We start from the raw sequence: 20,378 nt of genomic DNA on the forward strand, positions 1-20,378 counted from the left end.
CACCGCCTATTCGAAAGTCCCGCGAAGGCCAGCTTCACCTCGGCCCCGCATCGGAGACCCATGTGCGCCTTCCCGTTTCGCTCGCCCTGATCGCCGCGCTGCTCCTGCCATCCCCCCGCACTCGCCGACGCGCTGGTCGACAATGTCGATGGCATGACGCTGAATGAGGAGGGGGAGGTGGTGCGCTTCACCGGCATCGTCATGTCGCCGGATGGCAAGGTCGTGAAGCTGCTCAAGCGCGGCGAGAAGCGGCCCGAACGTCCCGACTGGCGCGCCGACCTGAAGGGGCGCGTGGTCATCCCGGGCATGGTCGACGCGCATGGCCATGTCATGAGCCTCGGCTTCCGTGCGCTCGCACTCGACTTGTCGGCGACCAAGTCGCTGGCGGAGGCACAGGACGCGATCCGCCGCTATGCTGCCGAGAATACGACCCGCCGCTGGATCACCGGGGGCGGGTGGAATCAGGAAGTGTGGGGCCTGGGCCGTTTCCCGACTGCAGCCGAGCTGGACGCCGCGACCGGCGAAGTCCCGACCTGGCTGGTCCGCGCCGACGGTCATGCCGGCTGGGCCAATAGCGCCGCGATGAAGGCGGCCGGGATTACCGCCGCGACCAAATCGCCCGCAGGTGGCCGGATCGAGCTGGTCGCGGGCAAGCCCGGCGGCGTGTTCGTCGATGCGGCGATGGAGCTGATTGAAAAGGCGCTGCCCCAGCCGACGCCGCGCGACCGCAACGCCGCCTTCGTCAAGGCGCAGGAGATCCTGTTGTCGATGGGCGTCACGGCCAGCGCGGACATGGGCACCAGCATCGACGATTGGCTGACCTATCGCCGGATGGGCGATCGCGGGCTGCTGCGGATGCGGATCATGTCCTATTCGGACGGGGTCGAAACCGCGCTGCGCGTCGGCGGCAGCGGCCCGACGCCGTGGCTGTATGACGACAAGCTGCGGATGGGCGGGATCAAGCTCTACACCGACGGTGCGCTCGGCTCGCGCGGGGCGTGGCTCAAGGCGCCGTATTCCGATGCACCGGGCAATAGCGGGCTGCCGTTCCTCACCGATGCGCAACTGTCGAACCTGATCGTGCGCGGCGCGATGGACGGGTTCCAGTTCGCGATCCACGCGATCGGCGACCGTGCGAACCAGCAGGTGCTCGACGCGATTGCCGAGGTCAGCGACACCTATAAGGGCGACCGCCGCTGGCGGATCGAGCATGCCCAGGTGGTCGATCCTGCCGACCTCGCCCGCTTCGCCAGGCTGGGCGTGATCGCGTCGATGCAGCCGGTCCACCAGAGCAGCGACCGCACGATGGCCGAGGCGCGGGTCGGCCTGGCGCGACTGGCCGGGGCCTATGCGTGGAAGTCGATGCTGACCAACGGCACGCGGATCGCGTTTGGCTCCGACTATCCGGTCGAAAGCCCGAATCCGTTCGAGGGTTGGGCGACCGGCTTCACCCGCCAAGACGCACAGGGCCAGCCGTTCGGCGGCTGGCGACCGGAGGAAGCGTTGACCCGCGAACGCAGCTGGCGCGCCTTCACGCTCGACGCGGCCTATGCCGGTTTCGCGGAAACGAAGTTCGGGCATCTCGCGCCCGGCATGCGTGCGGACTTCATCGTCATTGATCGCGATCCGCTGTTGGCTTCGCCGTCCGAGCTGCGCAAGGCCGTCGTGATCGAAACATGGGTTGGCGGCGAGCAGGTCTATCGGCGCGCGGGCAGCGACGCTTCTGGCGGGCGGTGAGCTAGTTACGCCAAAACCATTCGGCCCGCCCATCCGCCGCGCGACCTCGAGGGAGAGGGTCGCGCGACGAAGGGCGGGCCATTCGCGCTCTGGGATGGAAGCGCGAAAGGGGTAGGCGGCTATGCGGCCAGGTTCAGCGGGGCTGCCACGTGGCTTGCACCCGACACCGGTTGGAACGCGCTCGCATGCTCGGCAAGGCGGTCGGCCTCGGCGCTCAACGTGCGGGCGGCGGCAGAGGTTTCCTCGACCATCGCAGCATTCTGCTGCGTCGCGCTGTCGAGCGACTGGATTGCGCCCGATACTTCGCTGACCGCCGTCGCCTGCGACCGGCTGCCCTCGGCCATCGTGCCGAGCAGGCTGTTGACCTCCTCCACATCGGTGGCGATGCCGACCAGAGCGGAGTCGACGCGGCGCACCGCCTCGACCGCACCTTCGATATCGACCTGGGTTGCGGTCAGCTGTTCGCGGGCTTGCTTCGATTCCTCCTCGGCGCGCATCGCGAGCGCGGAGACGAGATCGGCGACGACCGCGAAGCCACGGCCTGCCTCGCCCGCGCGACCCGCCTCGACGGCGGCGTTCATCGCGAGGACGCGGGTCTGGAAGGCGATCTTGTCGAGGCCCTCGATGACGTCGTCGATGCCCTTGGCGCTGTCGGAGACGCGGGTCATTGCCTGCATCGCTTCCTCGGCGACCGAACGGCCCGAGACGACCGCGCCATGCGCGCGATCTGCGCGGGTGACGGTGTCGCCGGCTGCGACCGAAGCGGCGCGGACGCTGCCGTCGATCTGGGTGACGGCTGCAGCGGTTTCCTCGATCGACGCAGCGTTGCTCTCGGTGCGGCGGGCAAGGTCGTTGGTGGCGCTGGCGATTTCACTGGTTCCGGTGCGGATCGCCTCGACACTCTGGCTGACCGCATGGACCAGGTTGCGCAGACCCGCGATCGCGCTGTTATAGTCGTCGCGCAGGCCGCGATAGGCCGGAGCGACATCGGCGTCGATGCTGTGCGATACGTCACCCGCCGACAGCCGCTTGAGCGCGCCGCTCAGCAGGTCCACGATCTGCTTCTGCGCAGCATCGTTGGCGCGCTTGGCAACGTCGGCGGCTTCCTTGGCGATGGCCGCGTCGCGGAAGACGTGAAGCGCGCGGCCCATGTCGCCGATCTCGTCGCGGCGGTCGCCGGTCTCGGCTTCGACCGCATGATCGCCGGCGGCGAGGCGGCCCATCTTGCCGACCATGTCGGCCACCGGCTTCGCAATCGACCGGTTGAGCAGAAAGGCGAGCCCGCCCGACAGCGCCAGCATGATCGCGATGCCCAGGCCCAAGGTCCAGCGGACCCCGGCCCGCAGGCTCGCCTCTTGCGCATCGGCGGCTTCGACGCGCGCCTTCTGCGCGGCATCGAGTGCCTTGATCGCATCGCGGATGCGGGTGAGCTGCTTCTTGCCTGCCAGTTCCTGCGCCTCCACGCGGGTCGCCGGGTTGCGGGCCAGCGCAATTGTCGGCTCCAGCTTGTCCTTCTGCCACTCGGCGGTCGCGGCGGCATATTCGTCGATCAAGCCGTTGAAATCATGACCCTGCGACACGGTGCGGATTTCGTCCACTGCCACATTCACCTTGTCGCGATTTTCGACATAGGTCTCGTAAAACGCCGGCTGGCCCAGGATAGTGAAGCCGCGCACGGCGTTCATCTGTTCCAGCGTCAGATAGAGCAGGGTCTGGCTGGCGCGGGCGCCGGTATGGGCATTCGCTTTTTCGGTCTGCGCCGTCTCGAGTCCACCGATAGCGTTGACGATCAGCGCGCTGACGCCGCCAAAGGTGAGGAGGAGGACGAGGAAGGAAGCGGCGAGTTTGCGCCAGATCGGCCAGTTCTGCATCGGATTTCGTGCCTTTGATGGTGTCGCGGGGGGGGATCGTCGAAGCGGTCCCGTGTCCACCCAATATAGACCCGGCCCGGCCCTTTCGGTCGGCATGTGCCCCGGAATCACGTGCTTAGGGGGGCGCGGGGATTCCCGCTGCGGCGGCTTAACACCCTGCTAACCATCAATTTTGCCTGCTCGCGACCGGATCGGTGTCCGACCTCCCAAAATGCAAGGGCGGACCGCGCTGTGCGGGCCGTCGCTGGGCCTGCGTCTAGGACCTGGCTGCAGAAGCGGCCACTCTTTCCAGAAGGAATATGATCATGGGCTTTTCCGTTAACACCAACGTTGGCGCAATGGCGGCTCTCCAGAGCCTGAATTCGACCAACAAGTCCCTGGCTACCACCCAGAGCCGCATCAACACCGGCATGAACGTCGCGTCGACCAAGGACGACTCGGCCACCTTCGCAATCGCTCAGACGCTTCGCGGCGACATGGGCGGCCTGAAGGCGGTTGGTTCGTCGCTCAACCGTGCGAAGAGCACTGTTGACGTCGCGGTGGCCGGCGCCGAGCAGATCTCCGACCTCGTCAACCAGATGAAGTCGAAGGCTATCGAGGCGTCGGATGCGGGTCTGGATGCAAACAGCCGCACCGCACTGGCGAATGATTTCAATGGCCTCAAGGATCAGATCAACACTGTGATCGATTCCAGCGAGTTCAACGGAACCAATCTGCTCAAGGCGGCTGGCGGCACCGTCGCCGCGCTGCAGTCGACCGATATGGCCGCTGCGACGCTCGACGTTGCGAACCAGGACATGACTGCGGTCGTGACCGCGATCGGCGCCACCTTCACCGACGCCGCAACGGCGGAGACGATGGTCGGCACGCTCGAGACCCAGGCTGCTGCCATCAACACCAAGATGAGCACTCTGGGCGCTGCCTCGCGTAAGATCGAGGGCCAGCAGACGTTCGTCGGCAAGCTGTCGGACGTTATCGAGAGCGGCATCGGCAACCTCGTCGACGCCGATCTGGCGAAGGAATCGGCACGGCTCCAGGCGCTGCAGGTCAAGCAGCAGCTGGGCGTTCAGGCTCTGTCGATTGCCAACCAGGCGCCGCAGACGATCACGTCGCTGTTCCGTTAATATCATCTGCCCTGACAAAGGCGGGTCGGGATGCGCAAGCATTCCGGCCCGTTTTTTTGGTCTTGCCCCCACATGCCCACCGGCGGTGACCGATTCGTGCCTTTGATTTTTGCGACGAAATTCTCCGTATCTACACCCGTGTCAGTGATGACCTTTCTATAACATTCGCATGGTAACCAGCGCCCCCCGCATTCGTGAGATTATCGACGCCACCGGCATTCGCCTTCGTGTGACGATCGAAACCGGGGCACGCGGCCCGTCGATCCGTCTCGGCCGCCCCGACCTCGACGCCGAAGTCCGGCTCGACGTGCATGGCGCGGACCTGCTCTGCGGCTATCTGGTCGCCGCGCGTCTTGCGGGACGCCAGCAGCTTCCCGACGAAAGTTCGTTTGGTCCGCTGCCCGCGATCTTCAGCCTGACGCACGACCCGGTGGTCCGGATCGAGGTGCGCCGCCATCTGCTCGACGATGCGTTGCTGACCATCCCCGCGACGATGTGGGACCGGCTTTATGCCGAACTGTGCATCGTCGGTGCGCATGCCCGCGCGCTCGGTTGCCTGTCTGCGACCAGCGCCGCTGCCTGACCGGGGGCAGAAAAGACGCGCCCGCGCGACCGGAACCCACCCCGTATTACTACGATAGGTAATCGCGCAGTATTTCGCTCCGGCAACGAAACCGGCATTTGGTTAGCGAGATACTAGCGCTCGAGGACAGGGAACGAGCTGGATGGATCCGCGTGAAACGCACAAGCTGAAGAATGATCCTGACCGCCGCGCGTGGGGGGATGGGTCCGCAGCCCGAGTTTCGTGTGTCTGTTACGCTGACGCTGTCCGACGCCGATCGCCTGTGGCACGCCGCGCGTGAGCGTCTGCTCGCTGCACCGGGCGGCTGCGAGGCGATGGTCGAGGAGACGATCGGTCCGGTCGAAGCGCCGCAGCTCGCCGATTGCGTCGCGCTGCTTTGTGCGCCCTCGTTGGTGCCGGGATGTTCGGTCGACGATTACTGGGTCGACGCGATGCCGGGTCTGCCCGGCCAGGACGCGATCGCGGCCTGACATGAAATTGGGGGCGTGCACATTGCACACCCCCCGCGATATCCCCCGAAGAAGGGGCCGGTGCGATCCCTCCGCCGGCCCCTTCGATCGTTTTGGATCAGCTGTGGTGCCAGACAGCTCCCTTTCTCGGCACGGCGGCCGGAGCAGGGAGCTGCTGCAACCTCGACCCTTATCCAGCCACCGGCCCGTCATAGGGGCGACGGGCATAGTAGCCGAAGCCCGCGATGACCGCGTAGCACAACGCCGGAAGCGCAAAGGCGATGGCCAGGCTTCCGGTCATATCGGCGATCGCGCCCGTGGCGAGCGGGATCACCGCACCGCCAAAGATCGCGATATTGATGATCCCCGACCCGTCCGCCGCACGGCTGCCCAGCCGTTCCGACGCCAGCGCGAAGATTGTCGGGAACATGATCGAGTTCATAAGGCCGACTGCGAGTAGGCTGTAGCCCGAGACGTTGCCGTCTGTATTGGTCGAGATCAAAATCAGTGCGACCGCGCCGATCGCACAGAATGCCAGCAGCTTGCCCGGGCTGATCACGCGCATCAGGCCCGATCCGATGAACCGCCCGACCATCGCGCCGCCCCAGTAAAAGCCGATCAGCTTTCCGGCGGCTTGCTCTGGCAACGCCATCACGCCCGGCTGCATCAGATAGTTGACGATCAGCGATCCGATCGACACCTCGGCACCGACATACAGGAAGATGCAGAGTGCGCCGAAGCCGAAGCGCGGGCGACCTAGCAGGTCCAATCCCGCAAGGCCCGCGCTGGCCTCGTGCCGCTCGCCCTTCAGGCGATTTCGGAACAGCCAGACTGCGCCCGCGACCACCGCGAGCGCGGCGGCGATGCCGAGATATCCGTGCATGATCGCCTTGCTTTCAGCGACGCGATAAGCCTCCAGATCGGAGCCCGACAGTTGATCGGCGGTAACCGTGGCAAGGCTGCCCAGGATCAGGATCGACCCGACGATCGGAAAAATCGTGGTGCCCAGTGAGTTGAACGCCTGAGCGAAGGTCAGACGGCTATGCGCCGTTTCCGGCTTGCCCAACAGCGAGATCAGCGGATTTGCGACGACCTGAACGATCACCACCCCGCTCGCCAGCACGAACAGCGCGCCGAGGAACAGGCCATAGGTCGCGGTCTGCGACGCGGGAATGAACAGCAGGCAGCCGACCATCATGATGACCAGCCCCGCCACTGCGCCGCGCATATAGCCCAGCTTCTTGACCAGCTTGGCGCCCGGAATGCCGATCACCAGATAGGCGGTGAAGAAGCAGAACTGGATCAGCATCGCCTGGGTGTAGTTGAGCGTGAACAGCTCTTTCAGCTTGGGAATGATCACGTCGTTGAGCGATGTGATGCCGCCGAAGATGAAGAACAGCGCGAAGACGAAGACCTGAAGGTCCGGGGCATTGACCCCCTGTGTGCTCGCATCGCCCGGTTGCGGGTCGGTCGAGCTAATATCCATGATGGGTGCGGCCAATGGCCCTCTCCTGATAACGTTGTCAGCTGGCCGAGATGTTTAACGCGGCAAGCGCGAAAGGCGAGGGGAAACTGCTCTGCGCAACAGTCGAATGCGTCTTCAGGTGAGCACGACCGTCTGGCTCCCGTTGCCGATCACGCGGTGCTCGGCGTGCCAGCGGACGGCGCGGGAGAGCACCGATGCCTCCACCTCGCGGCCGATCGCGACCATCTCGTCGGCGGTTGTCGCGTGGCTGACGCGGCGCACGTCCTGCTCGATGATCGGGCCCTCGTCGAGGTCTGCGGTCACGTAATGCGCGGTCGCACCGATCAGCTTGACCCCACGCGCCTTGGCCTGGTGATAGGGCTTCGCGCCCTTGAAGCTGGGCAGAAAGCTGTGGTGGATGTTGATGCACCGTCCGTCGATGCGCGCCGCAAAATCGTCCGACAGAATCTGCATGTAGCGGGCAAGCACGGTCAGTTCGGCCCCGCTGTCACCGATGATATCGAGGAATCGCCGCTCCTGCGCCGCCTTGTCGGCGCGGTCGACGGGCAAGTGATGATAGGGGATTCCGTGCCATTCGACATAGTCGCGCTCCTGATCGTGGTTGGACACGACCCCGACGATGCGGATGGGCAGCGCGCCGATCTCGACCTTGTGAATCAGGTCGATCAGGCAATGGTTGAACTTCGACACCGCGATCAGCACCGGCATCGGTTCGGCGATGTCATGGACTTCCCAGTCCAGCGCCAGCGTCGCGATTACCGGGGCGAGGTGGAGGGACAGGTCGGCAATCACCGCCCGGTCACTCGCCAGTTCGGTCCGGACGAAGAAGATGCCGCTGTCAGGATCGCCATAGATCGCCGCTTCGCGAATGTCCCAGCCATTGGCCGCCAGCAGCGACGAGACGCCGGCAAGGATGCCCGGCTGGTCGGGACAGCGGAAGCGGAGCACGCAGCGTGTACAGTGTGCAAGGGTCATTGCGCCTTCCAGTCGCTACGCGCGATCAGTTCGAGCAGATAGGGCGCATAGCTCTGGTCGGCGATCAGCAGATAGGTGGGCGAGTCATCGGTGCGGACGAGGAATATGCCGATATCGCCGAAGCGGGTGCGAAGTGCGGAGCCCGTCGTCATGGCCGCATCGCGCAGATCGAGCGCGGTATAGGCAGCCAGGCAGGCGGTCGCCGCGGGTCCGTTCAGGCGGAATGCGATCACCCCATGGGTCAGGTCGAGACACAGCGCGGTCTGGTCGCACATTGTCGCTTGAATTCGGCTGAGGTGCGGTCCGGCCTCGCCGCTGCTGTCGGTCAGCAGCCATTCGCCGGGTGCGATGGACGCAAGAGCGACACTGTCCCTTGCGCTGAAGCAATTCCTGGCTGGAGCGGGCACGCCAAACAGTGCGGCAAGCCGAGCCTCTGCGTCAGGCGCGTCGCGAATCTGAATCTTGACCAGTGTCAGCGCGCGGTCGATCCGACACCATGCGGGCAGGATGGGATCAGACATCGAGCCGCGCTCCTTCGGGGTCGTAGCTGCAGACCGGCGCGATGCGGGCCTCGCGCCAATTGTCGAGATCCCAAATGCGGACGCTTTCGCCCATTCGCGCCTGTCCCCGCACTATCATTGCCAAGGCCAGCGGCTTGCCGAGCGTCGGCGACCGGATGCTCGATGTCACCCAGCCGTCACCGGGCTGTAACCGCGTCGCTCCCGCGGGCAGCACATGCGCGCCGATGGGAAGAGGTGCGGGGTTGTCGTCGCTCACGGTGAGGCCGACGAAGACGCGGCGATCGTCGCGCAGCCCGTCCGGGCGGTTTGCAGAGCGGCGGCCGACAAAGTCCGTCGGCTTGTTCCGCATGATCTCGCCAAAGCCGATATCCTGCGGCAGCGTCGTGCCGTCGGTGTCCGCCCCGATATGGAGATAGCCTTTCTCGATCCGCATGGTCATCAGCGCCTCGACCCCGAACGGAGTGATCCCCTCGGGGGCGCCAGCGGTCTCCAGTGCGTCCCACAGCACTGCTGCCTTGCGCCACGGGACCGCAAGCTCGAATGACAGTTCTCCTGTGAAGCTGACCCGCGCGATGCGGGCCGCAATGCCCCCAACAACACCCTGCTTTGCGGTCATGTGGGGAATCCCTCGCGCGACACATCCATGCCGCCCCCCAGCCGCTCCAGCACGGCGCGCGACCGGGGGCCGACGATGTTGGCGACCGCCCAGCAGGTGGTGACATTCTCGACCAGCACGCGCAGATGCGTCCATTCGCACTGCAGCCATTCGCGGAACAATTCGGTGACGGCGGCGGCGTGGCCGCTGGTGGTGCCGACCAGGAAATGATCCTCGGCGATCCGCGTCACCACGCCATCGTCGAACACCACCCCATTCTCGGTCAGCAGGATCGCATAGCGGCAGCGTCCGGGCTTCAGCGTGCCGATGCGGTTGACATACATACGGTCGAGAAATTCGGCGGCGTCGGGGCCTTTGACCTCGATCTTGCCCAGCGGCGAGGCTTCGAACAGCCCGACTCCGCTCCGCACATGCACCACCTCGCGGTGGACGGCATCGGCCTCGGTCTCGCCGGGGCGCAGATAGGCGGCGGGGCGCATCCAGCCGCCATATTCCTCGAACGCCGCGCCCTGCGCCGCGTGCCAGTCTCGCATCGCCAGATGGCGGCGGGGACGCAGGCCGTCTCCGATGCGGTGGCCGGCAAGGACGCCGAACGGGATCGGGTCATAGGGCGGGCGGAATTTGGTGGTGCCGATCGCCTCGATCGGCTTGCCCAGCAAATCGCTCAAAATGCCGATGCCGTTGACGTTGGACGTCTTGCCCTGATCGGATGCCATCCCGAGCGTGGTGTAGCGTTTGAGATGCTCGACCGACCGGAAATTCTCGCGCGCGGCGAGTGCGATATCGGCTGCGGTCACGTCGTTCTGGAAATCGACCCATGAAGCGTCGTCGGGAGTGTCGTGTTCGGAGATCGACCACAGGGGCGGATGGCGGGACTCCAGGGTGCGCTCCGCCTTCGTATTGCGCGCGGTGGCAACAGTTGCGTCGGTCTGGAGCTCGCCCGCCGCGCCACCGATGCTGAGCTGTGCGCTGGAGCGTTCGGGAACGAAGCTGTGGAGGCCGGGATCGAGCTTGAGCCGCCCGCCGCCCTGCGAATGCAGATGCACCGCCGGGCTCCATCCGCCCGACATCAGCAACAGGTCGCACGATAGCGTCACCGTCTCGCCGACGATCCGCCCGCCGGGAAAGACTCGCCCGAGCCGCACCGCGCGGACGGCGTTTCGCCCGATCGCTTCCGCCGGGGCAGTGCGCAGGTGGATGGCGATGCCCAGCGCCTCGGCGCGCGCGATCAGCGGCTGGGGAGGGGAGGGGCGTGAATCGAGAATGGCTGTGACCGTCGCACCCGCCCCGGCCAGATCGAACGCAGCGTGCCACGCGCTGTCGTTGGTTGTCGCCACGACGATCTCGCGCCCCGCCACCACGGCGTAGCGATGGAGATAGGCGCGGGCGGCACCTGCCAGCATGACGCCGGGGCGGTCATTCCCCCGGAACACCAGGGGCCGCTCGATCGCGCCCGTGGCCAGAATCAACCGGTCCGCGCGGACCCGCCACAGCCGCTGGCGCGGGCCGGTACGTTCGGCGATGGGCAAGTGATCGGTCAGCCGCTCGCACAGCGCGACGAGCCCGTGATCATAATGGCCGGTCGCCAGCGTGCGGTTCATCAGCGTGACGTTGGGCAGCGCGGCGAGCGTGCGCAGCGTCTCCGCGATCCACTCTTGCGCGGGTCGACCCTCGACGCTCTCGCGCGTGCCCGCCAGCCGCCCGCCCCAATGCGCGCCGCCGGTTACGAGCATCACAGACCGGCCCGATGCTGCGGCATGTTGCGCGGCGGCAAGCCCGGCAACGCCCCCGCCGACGATCAGCACGTCGGTATGCGCCGCGGCCTGCGCATAGCGGTCGGGGTCGGGGGTTTGCGGCGACGCGCCAAGGCCCGCAGCTTTGCGGATCAGCGGCTCGAACAGCCGCCAGCTCGGCCAGATGAAGGTCTTGTAATAGAAGGCCGCCGGAATGAAGCGCTTGAACGCGCCGTTCACCGCCATCAGGTCCAAGTGCAGACTGGGCCAGGCGTTGACAGGTGCGGCTTCCAGTCCGGCATACAGCTCCACATAGGGTGCCTTGAGGTTCGGGCTGGCCTGTGCGCCCTGTTCCAACTGGACGATGAAGTTGGGTTCGTCGAGCCCGGCGGCGATCAGTCCGCGGGGACGGTGATATTTGAAGCTGCGCCCCACCATCCGGACGCCCGATGCCAGCAATGCCGACGCAAGCGTGTCGCCGGCATAGCCGCTATAGCTCCGCCCTTCCCACCGGAAGTTTAGCGGACGGCTGCGGTCGATCGCACCGCCCTGCGCGAGGCGATAGCCGCTCATCGCTGCCCCTCCGGCACTGGGCGGGGATCGGTGATGCCGTACACGGCGGTGATGCGATGCGTCACCGTGTCGCGCGCGACGTTGAACCACAGGCCGCAGCCAAAGCGGTGGTGCCAGCGCTCGAAGCTCGCCCCCTGCGCATTGTCGCGGTGGAACAGATAGTCGGCCCAGTCCGCGTCGTCGGTCGCCTGCGGATCTTGCGGGCGCACGATCGGGCTTTCGCCACCGCAGCGAAATTCATGCTCCGCGCGCGGGCCGCACCAGGGACAGTCGATCAGCAGCATGGGACCCTCAATGCGCGATGCCGGATGCGGCGGATTCATCGATCAGCGCGCCCGTGCGGAAGCGATCGAGCGAAAAGGGGGCGGCCAGCGGATGCGCCGCGCCGGTCGCCATGTGGTGGGCGAGGCAATATCCGCCGCCGGGGATCGCCTTGAACCCGCCGGTCCCCCAGCCACAGTTGAGGTACAGACCCTTGATTGGGCTTTCGCCCAGGATCGGAGTCGAATCTGGCGTCACATCGACGATACCCGCCCATTGCCGCAGCAATCGGACGCGCGAGAAGTGCGGGAACAGGTCGATCAGCCCCGCCGCTGTATGCTCCAGCACCGGCAGACTGCCGCGCTGGGCATAGGAGGGGAACAGGTCGAGCGCGCTGCCGATCACCAACTCGCCCTTGTCAGACTGGCTGAGATAGGTCCCGGTCGACGGCGCGAGGACCACCGTGTCGAGCACGGGCTTCAGCGGTTCCGACACAAACGCCTGTAGCGCGTACGACACGATCGGCAGCCGAAACCCGGCGCGTTTCGCCAGCACGCTGCTGTGCCCCGCCACCGCCATGCCGACGCAATCGGTGGCGATGTCGCCTCGGCTGGTGCGCAGGCCGACGATCCGGCCTTCGCGCAGATCGAACCCGGTCACTTCGCAATTCTGGATGATGTCCACGCCAAGCGCGTCGGCGGCGCGGGCATAGCCCCACGCGACGGCATCGTGGCGGGCGGTGCCGCCACGCGGCTGGAACAGCCCGGCGACGATCGGAAAGCGGGGGAGGGGTTCAGGCCGGGAACGCGCCCCTGGACCGCGTCGCTGGAATGAAGCTCGGCATCGACGCCGTTGAGCCGCATCGCGTTGACCGACCGGCGCAGCATCTCGACCCCATGCCGGTCATGGGCAAAGCTCCACATGCCGCGTTGCGAGAACATGATGTTGTAGTTGAGCGTGCGCGACAGTCCTTCGTACAGGCTCAGTGAGAAATCGTAGAAGCGCGCGCTTCCGGGGAAGAAATAGTTCGAGCGGATCACCGTGGTGTTGCGCCCGGTGTTGCCGCCGCCGATCCATCCGCGCTCGATCACCGCGACATCGCGAATGCCGTGATGGGCCGCGAGATAGTAAGCAGTCGCCAGCCCATGCCCGCCGCCGCCGATGATCACCGCCTGGTAGCGTTTGCGCGGCTCTGCGTCGCGCCATGCGGGCGTCCAGTTGCGTTGCCCTGTGAAGCCCGCGCGCAGGAGTGACCACGCCGAATATCGTGTCACTTGCGCTGCTCCCCCTGTTTTCCGCGAAGCCGACGCATAAATACACAAGTGTATTTATGCGTCGGGGCGATTGCCGATTTTTGCTGTCAGGCGGGGGCGACCTGCGGATTGGCGAGCCGCCGCGCGACCAGCGGCATGCACAGCGGGATAGTCAGGATGCAGCACAGAAAGCCGAGAATCCCCAACGTCGAATAGGAGCCGAAATCGGCGACCAGCCCGCCGATCGGCGCGCCGATGGCAAAGGCGAAGCGCTCCCAGCCGCCACCCATCGTCCCGGCGCGGCCCGACGGATCGATCGCTGCGGCGACGCCCAGAAAGACCGAATATTGGTACATGTAGAAGATCCAGTAGGTCAGCACCCCGATCGCGAACGTGACCGCCCCGGTCGCGAATCCCATCAGCAGGCACGAAATGCCGGTGCCGATCAGTCCGACCATCATCGACGCGATGCGCGGCGCGCGTCCGCCCAGCCATGCGGCAACGACCGTTCCCGCGATGCCGCAAAGCGCGCTCAACGACAGGATCGTGGCGGTGGTAGTGGGCGCGATCTCCAAACCCTTGGCGATCCGCTCGGCAAAGCTCCACAGCGCCCCGGTTCCGAGCGAATAGCCCGCCCACATCAGCATCAGCGCGAGGACCGCCGGCTGGCGGAGCAGGCCAGCGGCGTCGATCGCGGGCAGTTCTGCACGCGCACGGAATGCCAGCATCATCGGCATGGTGACGAGGATTGCGAGCGCGACAGCGAGGAAGGCACCCATCCGGCCCAGATAGATGCTCGCCATTGGCATCACGAACATCAGCGCGACGACATAGGCGACCGCGCCGCCATTGCCGATCGCATAGACCCGGTCGGGGTTAGCCGCAGTCGAGCCGCCGGTGATCGTCGCGGCGAAGACGAGCCCATATCCTGTCCCCGCCAGCGCAGCGAAGAACAGCAACAACGGGAAGGAGCCGGGCATGAAGTACATCGCCACGTGCGCGCCGAGCGCCAACGTCGCGCCGACCATTGCGACGGTCACCGATCGCGCGCGATGGATGAAGGGGGGCCAGCGCGATCATCGACAGCGCCAGTGCGCCGATCTGAAAGAATCCGAACAACCCTGCCTCGCGCCCGTTCAGACCCAGATCCATCAGCGCGCCGACCTGAAGCGGCATGGTCGAGGTGCCGATATGCGCGATGCCGTTGCCGATCACGACGGCGGCGATCAATGCGAGGCTGTCGGTCTTGCGTGCCACCCTGTTCTCCCCGATCGCGCAGTTCGGCAGGCCAGCCACGCGAATTTCGAACAAGAAATACATCTATGTATTGACATGTCCAGCCTCTCCGCACAGCGGGCAGCGCGAACCGGAGGCGGCGATTGACCGTGCGCGTAGTTATCCGGCAATGAGGCACTATGGCTGAGAAGAAATCGACGGCGACCAAGACAGGGGCGGGTGCTGGAAAGACGGGGCGAACATGGCGTCGTACTCCGCCGCCCGAACATACGCCCTCAACTCAGGAATGGATCGATATCGCACGGCGCACCTTGATTGAGGACGGAATCGTAAGCGTGAAGATCGACCGGCTCGCCAAGACGGTTGGTGTGACCCGTGGCGGGTTTTACTGGCGGTTCAAGGATCACACCGAATTGCTGGGCGCGCTGCTCAAGGATTGGCGGGCGAGTAATACACAACCCATGCTAGACGTTCTTGCCGCGCCGGGAACGGTCGCAGAGCGCTTGTCGCGGTTGGCGCATCTGTACATCTCCGAGCAGGGATTTAGCCCGGCCTATGACCGGGCGGTGCGTGCCTGGGCCAATTTGTCCGCAGAGGTCGAGGAGGTCGTGCAGGAGGTCGACGCGATCCGCATCGACGCGATCCAGGCCGTATTCGCCGAGGGCGGGTATGACGAGGACGATGCGATGATCCGCGCGCGCATCGTCTATTTCCACCAGGTCGGATATTATGCGACGGGGCTCAAGGAATCGCTCGAGCAGCGGCAGGATCTCATTCGTCGCTACGTAAGGGTTTTCACGGGCGCAGACTGAACTAGACCCAACGCCCCGTCCCGGATTTCTGTTTCGCATCCGACTTGACTCCGACCACCGAACCGCTGAAACAATACACATCTGTATTGTTTGTCTTTGGGTGGTAAGATGCTCGGATCCGAACTGCGCGGCCTGTATCCGGAGATCGAACCCTATGCGAGCGGGATGCTCGACGTAGGTGACGGGCATCAGCTCTATTATGAGCGCGTCGGTACGCCTGGCGGCAAGCCGGCGGTGTTCCTGCATGGCGGACCGGGCGGCGGCTTTTCGCCTTCGCACCGCCGTCTGTTTGACCCCAGCCGCTACGATGTCCTGCTGTTCGATCAACGCGGGTGCGGACAATCCGCGCCGCATGCCGGCATCGACGCCAATACGACCTGGCATCTGGTTGCGGATATCGAGCGCCTGCGCGAGCTGGCCGGAGTGAAGAAGTGGCTGGTGTTCGGCGGATCATGGGGATCGACGCTGGGGCTGGCCTATGCGCAGACCCATCCGGATTGCGTCAGCGAACTGGTGCTGCGTGGGATCTTCACCGTGTCGCGGGCCGAGATCGACTGGTTCTACCGCTTCGGCGTGTCGGAGGTGTTTCCCGAGCAATTCGCGCGGCTTCAGGCACCGATCCCGGAGGCGGAGCGCGGCGATCTGGTCGCCGCCTATCGCCGCCGCCTGACCGGCGACGACGCGGCCGCGCAGGTCGCGGCAGCGCAGGCGTGGACGCGCTGGGAGTGCGAGACATCGACCCTGCTCCCCAGTGCGGCGATGGACGCGCTGTGGCGCGATGAGGCCTATGCACTCGCGTTCGCCCGGATCGAGAACCACTATTTCACCCATGGCGCCTGGCTGGAGGAGGGGCAGTTGCTGCGCGAGGCGCATCGGATACGCGACATCCCCGGCGTCATCGTGCACGGTCGCTACGACCTGCCATGCCCAGCGACCTATGCCTATGCGCTGCATAGCGTGTGGCCGGAGGCGGAGTTTCACCTGATCGACGGTGCCGGCCATGCCTATTCCGAGCCGGGGATTCTCGACCAGTTGATCCGCGCGACCGACCGCTTCGCCGATGCCGACGCAGCCGACTGGACGGATATCTGACGCGATGGTCGTGACATCGCCCGTTCGCCCGCGCGATACCCTGTGGGGTCATCCCAAGGGACTCGCCTATCTGGCCTTCGCCGAGGCGTGGGAGCGGTTTTCCTTCTACGGCATGTCCGCTCTGCTGCTGCTCTACATGCTCCAGCATATTCTGACGCCGGGAGTTGCGGAGAGCGTGCTCGGCTTCTCCGGGTTGCGCGCGGGGATTGAGGGGCTGACCGGCCCGCTGTCCAATCAGGCGTTCGCCAGCCAGATGTTCAGCCTCTATACCGGGCTGGTCTATTTCACCCCGATCTTCGGCGGATTGCTGGCGGATCGCTGGCTGGGTCAGCGGCGCACGGTGCTGCTCGGCGCGGTGCTGATGGCAATCGGTCATTTCCTGATGGCGTTCGAAGGCAGCTTCCTGTTCGCCATCGTGTTTCTGATCGCGGGGACCGGGTGCCTCAAGGGCAATATCTCGGTCCAGGTCGGCTTCCTCTACGGCGCCGATCAAGGCGCACAGCGGACGCGCGCCTTTGCGATCTTCTCGGCGGCGATCAATGTCGGCGCATTGCTCGGCCCGTTGCTGTGTGGCGTGCTGGCACAGCTCTATGGCTGGCATGTCGGGTTCGGCGCGGCGGGTGTGCTGATGCTGATCGCGCTGGCGACCTATCTCGGCGGCTGGCAGCATCTTCCCGCCGATCGCAGGCGGCAGCGGGATGTGTCGGCGCATGCCCCGCTCAGCGGCGACGATTGGCGACGCGTCGCTGCGTTGCTGTTCCTGGGCGCGATCAGCATCCCGGCCTGCGCCGCCTATTTTCAGGAGATGAATGCGGGCCTGTTGTTCATCGACGCATCGGTGAATCGGACCTTGTTTGGCTGGGCCGTGCCGACGGCGTCGTTCAATGCGCTCGACGGACTGTTCTGTATCCTGGCCGTGCCGGTGCTGATTGCGCTGTGGCGCTGGCAGGCGCGGCGCGGTGGTGAGGCGGGCGAGATGGCGAAGCTCGCCATCGGCTATTGCATCATCGCGGGCGCGAACCTGATGATGATGGTGCCCGCCGGCTGGGCTGATCGGGGCGAGAGTGTCGGGGCAATCTGGCCGGTGCTGCTCTACGGGCTAAACGCGGTTGGCTTCACCTTCTACTGGCCGACCCCTGCTCGCGCTGTTCTCGCGCGCCGCGCCTAGCCAGATCAATTCGACGATGATGGGCACGGTGTTCCTGTCGGTGTTCCTCGGAAATCTGCTCGTCGGCCATGTCGCGACCTTGTGGGAAAGGATGCCGCATGCGCAGTTCTTCGCGCTGAACGCGGCGTTTGCGGGCGGGGCGTGCGTTGTCATGCTGCTCGTCGCCCGACCGATTTCGCGGCTGCTGACTGCCAGGATTTCCGCAGGGAATCGGTGAAATTTCGATGACGGTTTATTGACAATACATTGATGTATTGTAGAACGACTCACACGGGGGTTTGAGAGGACTCCAAAGGCGGCGGGGATCGTCAGGCTACAGGCACTGCAACTGCGCGGACACCGTTCGCGCGGACCGGACGATCTCGCCCGGACGTCATGATTACCGTTGCGTCGCAACGGCTTGTATCGGCTCAACAAGAGGAGGTTTGTGTGGCACTAAGGGGGGTTATTGCGACCTTGGTCGCAGGCGTTTCGACGCTTGGCTTCGGTTCGGCAGCTGCCGCACAGGATGCTCCGGTCGCGGCGAGCGAGGTCGAGGAAGTCGTCGTCACGGCCCGCTTTCGGCAGGAATCGGTTCAGGATATCGGCGGCAGCGTCACGGCGCTGGGCGGCGACGATCTGCAAAAGTCCGGCATCGTCGATTTCGAGGATCTGGCTGGCCGGGTCGCGGGCGTCGAGATGCTCGATCGCGGCCCGAATACCAACGAAATCAACATCCGCGGCGTGACCAACAGCACCCAGGTCTCCGGCAACGCGCTGCAGCCGCTGGTTTCGATCATGGTCGATGATGTTTCGGTCGCATCCTCCTCCGCGTCGCAGCGCGACTTCAACTTCTTCGACTTCGATCGCGTCGAAATTCTGCGCGGGCCACAGCCGACCTATTTCGGCGAAGGCGCAATGGGCGGCGTGATCCGCTATTTCGCTGCCGACCCCGATCTCGACGGCAAGACCTTCTCCGGAACGTGGAGCGGCGGCGCGAGCGTCACCGATCATGGCGGTTTCAACTATCGCGTCGAAAATGCGTCGAGCTTGATCCTCGTCCCAGGCAAGCTGGGGATCCGCGCGATCGGCTTCTACCGCAAGGATGACGGTTATATCGACAATCTGGGGCTCAACCAGAAGGACATGAACGATTTCGAGTCCTATGGCGGCCGCGCGATCATTCTGGCCAAGCCGACCGACGAACTCACCATCCGCCTCGCCGCGCATTTCGGTCGCGACGATATCGGCGAGTTGAACTTCATCAATCCGTCGACGATCGGCGACAGTGTCGGAAGTGAAGACCTGATCGCGCCGTCACTCAGCCTGATCGACGGGCTGAACCAGGACGATTTCGAGCTGTATAGCGGCAAGATCACCTACAATTCCGGCCCGATCACGCTTGAATCCATCACCGGTCTCTACCATCGCCGCCGTCAGGCCGAGACGTTCAGCTCGGCTTACACCTATGGGTTTCAGGGGTTCTTCAACGCCTTCCCGCCGTTCAACACGGCGAGCAACCTGTTGTCGTCAGACCTGACGGCGATCGCCCAGACGCGGAGCAGGGAGCGCGCCGTCTCGCAGGAGTTCCGCTTCGTCACGGATTTCGACTCGCCGCTGAATATTGTTGCGGGCGCGTATTTCCAGGACACCAGGTCGACCGCGACCGCGCTGGTTTCGGGTGACGGCTACGCCAACATCACCGACACCGGATCGACCGAGATCGAGCGCAGCACGACCCAGACCGACACCCGTCAGTTCTCGGGCTTTGTCGAGCTGAGTTATGCCGCTTCGGATCGTCTGCGGCTGTTTGCGGGTGCGCGCTACGTCAATGAGAAGGTAACTGCGACCCTGGTCGAGTCCTTCGTCATCGGCATTTTCTCGCCGATCTTCACCAACCCCGGTGACATCTTTGCGCCGGTCTATTTCCCGGTGCCCAATGATGTCGACGCACTGAACGCGCCGGGCGGCCCGGGCACCAGCTTCGATTTCAAGCTCAACACCTTTCTGCCGCGCGTTGCGGTCGAATATGACGTCAACGATGACGTCATGATCTATGGCACGCTGGCCCGCGGCGTGCGCAATGGCGGGCTCAACAGTCCATTCTCTGCACTCGGCTTTGGCCCGGTGGGGTCTCCGGCGTTCAACGACGCGCTGACCTATGACCAGGACGATGTGGTGACGGGGGAAATCGGCGTGAAGTCACGCCTGATGAACGGTGCCCTGACGCTCAACGTCGCGGCCTTCTATTCCGACTTCGACAATCCGCAGATCGGGATCAGCAACCCCGGCGCGCTGACCGCCAACGGGCCGCAGCTGCGGATCTACGGGATCGAGGTCGAGAGCAGCTACAAGGCCAGCCGCAACCTGTCGCTGTTCTTCAGCGGCAACCTGACCGAGGCCGGCTATAGCGAGGGAATGTCGGTGTTCGCCGTCGCCGGCGCGCCTGCCGACTATCAGGATCTCGCCAAGGGCAATCGTCCGCCCAACGTGCCAAAGGTGTCCTTCTCGACCGGCGCGGACTTCAACACGCCGCTGGACGGCGACGATCTGGCGCTGACCGGTCAGGTCGCGTTCCAATACATCGGCGAGCGCGAAACCTTCCCGCAGAATTTCGCGACCGGCAAGCTGGGGAGCATGGAAATGCTGAACCTGCGCGTCGGGCTGGAGCGGAAATGGTGGTCGTTGACCGCCTATGTCACCAATGTGCTCAACGATCTGGAGCTGCAGGCGACGACCATCCCGACCAGCTCGGCGCGACTGGTCAACGGAGTGCTCGACGGTCCGCTCTCCTCCGCCTTCATCAACCGACCACGCACGGCTGGCCTAACCTTCACCGTGCGCTACTAGGGATGCTCCTACTGGCGGCGGCCCGTGCTTGCGCGGGTCGCCGTTCCTTCTGACAGGCC

17 protein-coding genes and 2 pseudogenes are annotated in these 20,378 nt (G+C 65.1%); 10 read left to right on the forward strand and 9 right to left on the reverse strand.

Annotation, left to right across the window (positions count from 1 at the left end; all coding sequences use genetic code 11):
* The first annotated feature begins 62 nt into the window (after window positions 1–62).
* Window positions 63–1,737: pseudogene (locus tag LRS08_RS16765) on the forward strand (amidohydrolase).
* A gap of 119 nt (window positions 1,738–1,856) precedes the next feature.
* On the opposite strand, the gene LRS08_RS16770 reads toward LRS08_RS16765, so the two are convergent.
* The gene (locus LRS08_RS16770; RefSeq protein ID WP_257846088.1) at window positions 1,857–3,608 is read right to left on the reverse strand and encodes a methyl-accepting chemotaxis protein; all 1,752 of its coding nucleotides are present in this window, start codon (window positions 3,606–3,608) and stop codon (window positions 1,857–1,859) included.
* 305 nt (window positions 3,609–3,913) lie between these two features.
* On the opposite strand from LRS08_RS16770, the gene LRS08_RS16775 reads away from it, so the two are divergent.
* The 3 genes from LRS08_RS16775 (at window position 3,914) to LRS08_RS16785 (ending at window position 5,785) form a co-directional block, all read left to right on the forward strand.
* Complete coding sequence (locus tag LRS08_RS16775; protein WP_257846200.1) at window positions 3,914–4,732, forward strand: flagellin; 819 nt, start codon at window positions 3,914–3,916, stop codon at window positions 4,730–4,732.
* 169 nt (window positions 4,733–4,901) lie between these two features.
* On the forward strand, window positions 4,902–5,315 hold the full coding sequence (locus LRS08_RS16780) for a hypothetical protein (RefSeq protein ID WP_257846087.1): 414 nt from the start codon (window positions 4,902–4,904) through the stop codon (window positions 5,313–5,315).
* 173 nt (window positions 5,316–5,488) lie between these two features.
* Window positions 5,489–5,785 carry a hypothetical protein gene (locus LRS08_RS16785; protein ID WP_260480997.1) on the forward strand — a complete coding sequence of 99 codons (297 nt, stop codon included), beginning with the start codon at window positions 5,489–5,491 and terminating at the stop codon, window positions 5,783–5,785.
* A 169-nt stretch (window positions 5,786–5,954) separates the two neighbouring features.
* Here LRS08_RS16785 and LRS08_RS16790 read toward each other — a convergent pair whose 3' ends face one another.
* From LRS08_RS16790 to LRS08_RS16825, 8 genes and pseudogenes are all read right to left on the reverse strand, one after another.
* Window positions 5,955–7,250 (reverse strand): sugar MFS transporter, encoded by a 1,296-nt coding sequence (locus LRS08_RS16790; RefSeq protein ID WP_257846199.1) that lies wholly within the window; start codon window positions 7,248–7,250, stop codon window positions 5,955–5,957.
* Between the two features lie 114 nt (window positions 7,251–7,364).
* Window positions 7,365–8,225, reverse strand: a complete 861-nt coding sequence (purU, locus tag LRS08_RS16795; RefSeq protein ID WP_257846085.1) for a formyltetrahydrofolate deformylase — start codon at window positions 8,223–8,225, stop codon at window positions 7,365–7,367.
* Entirely contained in the window at window positions 8,222–8,746 is a 525-nt protein-coding gene (locus tag LRS08_RS16800) for a sarcosine oxidase subunit gamma (protein WP_257846084.1), read from the reverse strand. Before LRS08_RS16800 ends, purU begins: the two co-directional genes overlap by 4 nt.
* On the reverse strand, window positions 8,739–9,362 hold the full coding sequence (locus LRS08_RS16805) for a glycine cleavage T C-terminal barrel domain-containing protein (RefSeq protein ID WP_257846083.1): 624 nt from the start codon (window positions 9,360–9,362) through the stop codon (window positions 8,739–8,741). The genes LRS08_RS16800 and LRS08_RS16805 overlap by 8 nt, the downstream gene beginning before the upstream one ends.
* Window positions 9,359–11,668 carry a 2Fe-2S iron-sulfur cluster-binding protein gene (locus tag LRS08_RS16810; protein WP_257846082.1) on the reverse strand — a complete coding sequence of 770 codons (2,310 nt, stop codon included), beginning with the start codon at window positions 11,666–11,668 and terminating at the stop codon, window positions 9,359–9,361. The genes LRS08_RS16805 and LRS08_RS16810 overlap by 4 nt, the downstream gene beginning before the upstream one ends.
* Complete coding sequence (locus LRS08_RS16815; protein ID WP_257846081.1) at window positions 11,665–11,952, reverse strand: sarcosine oxidase subunit delta; 288 nt, start codon at window positions 11,950–11,952, stop codon at window positions 11,665–11,667. Before LRS08_RS16815 ends, LRS08_RS16810 begins: the two co-directional genes overlap by 4 nt.
* 7 nt (window positions 11,953–11,959) lie before the next feature.
* Window positions 11,960–13,203: pseudogene (locus LRS08_RS16820) on the reverse strand (sarcosine oxidase subunit beta family protein).
* An 86-nt stretch (window positions 13,204–13,289) separates the two neighbouring features.
* A complete protein-coding gene (locus LRS08_RS16825) occupies window positions 13,290–14,171 on the reverse strand; it encodes an MFS transporter (protein ID WP_260480998.1) in 882 nt (293 codons plus the stop codon).
* Here LRS08_RS16825 and LRS08_RS16830 point away from each other — a divergent pair.
* The 6 genes from LRS08_RS16830 to LRS08_RS16855 all read left to right on the forward strand — a co-directional run bounded on the left by LRS08_RS16830 (window position 14,161) and on the right by LRS08_RS16855 (window position 20,319).
* A complete protein-coding gene (locus LRS08_RS16830) occupies window positions 14,161–14,565 on the forward strand; it encodes a hypothetical protein (RefSeq protein ID WP_260480999.1) in 405 nt (134 codons plus the stop codon). The two genes, LRS08_RS16825 and LRS08_RS16830, sit on opposite strands and share 11 nt — an antisense overlap.
* Window positions 14,566–14,597: 32 nt before the next feature.
* Entirely contained in the window at window positions 14,598–15,230 is a 633-nt protein-coding gene (locus tag LRS08_RS16835; RefSeq protein WP_257846076.1) for a TetR/AcrR family transcriptional regulator, read from the forward strand.
* Between the two features lie 108 nt (window positions 15,231–15,338).
* Window positions 15,339–16,322 carry a prolyl aminopeptidase gene (pip, locus tag LRS08_RS16840; protein ID WP_257846075.1) on the forward strand — a complete coding sequence of 328 codons (984 nt, stop codon included), beginning with the start codon at window positions 15,339–15,341 and terminating at the stop codon, window positions 16,320–16,322.
* Window positions 16,291–17,490, forward strand: a complete 1,200-nt coding sequence (locus LRS08_RS16845; RefSeq protein ID WP_260481000.1) for a peptide MFS transporter — start codon at window positions 16,291–16,293, stop codon at window positions 17,488–17,490. Before pip ends, LRS08_RS16845 begins: the two co-directional genes overlap by 32 nt.
* A 16-nt stretch (window positions 17,491–17,506) precedes the next feature.
* Window positions 17,507–17,707: a hypothetical protein gene (locus LRS08_RS16850; RefSeq protein WP_260481001.1), complete on the forward strand. Its 201-nt coding sequence runs from the start codon at window positions 17,507–17,509 to the stop codon at window positions 17,705–17,707.
* Between the two features lie 212 nt (window positions 17,708–17,919).
* The gene (locus LRS08_RS16855) at window positions 17,920–20,319 is read left to right on the forward strand and encodes a TonB-dependent receptor (protein WP_260481002.1); all 2,400 of its coding nucleotides are present in this window, start codon (window positions 17,920–17,922) and stop codon (window positions 20,317–20,319) included.
* Window positions 20,320–20,378: the final 59 nt, after the last annotated feature.

It is taken from the genome of Sphingomonas sp. J315 (assembly GCF_024666595.1).
Classification (GTDB): domain Bacteria; phylum Pseudomonadota; class Alphaproteobacteria; order Sphingomonadales; family Sphingomonadaceae; genus Sphingomonas.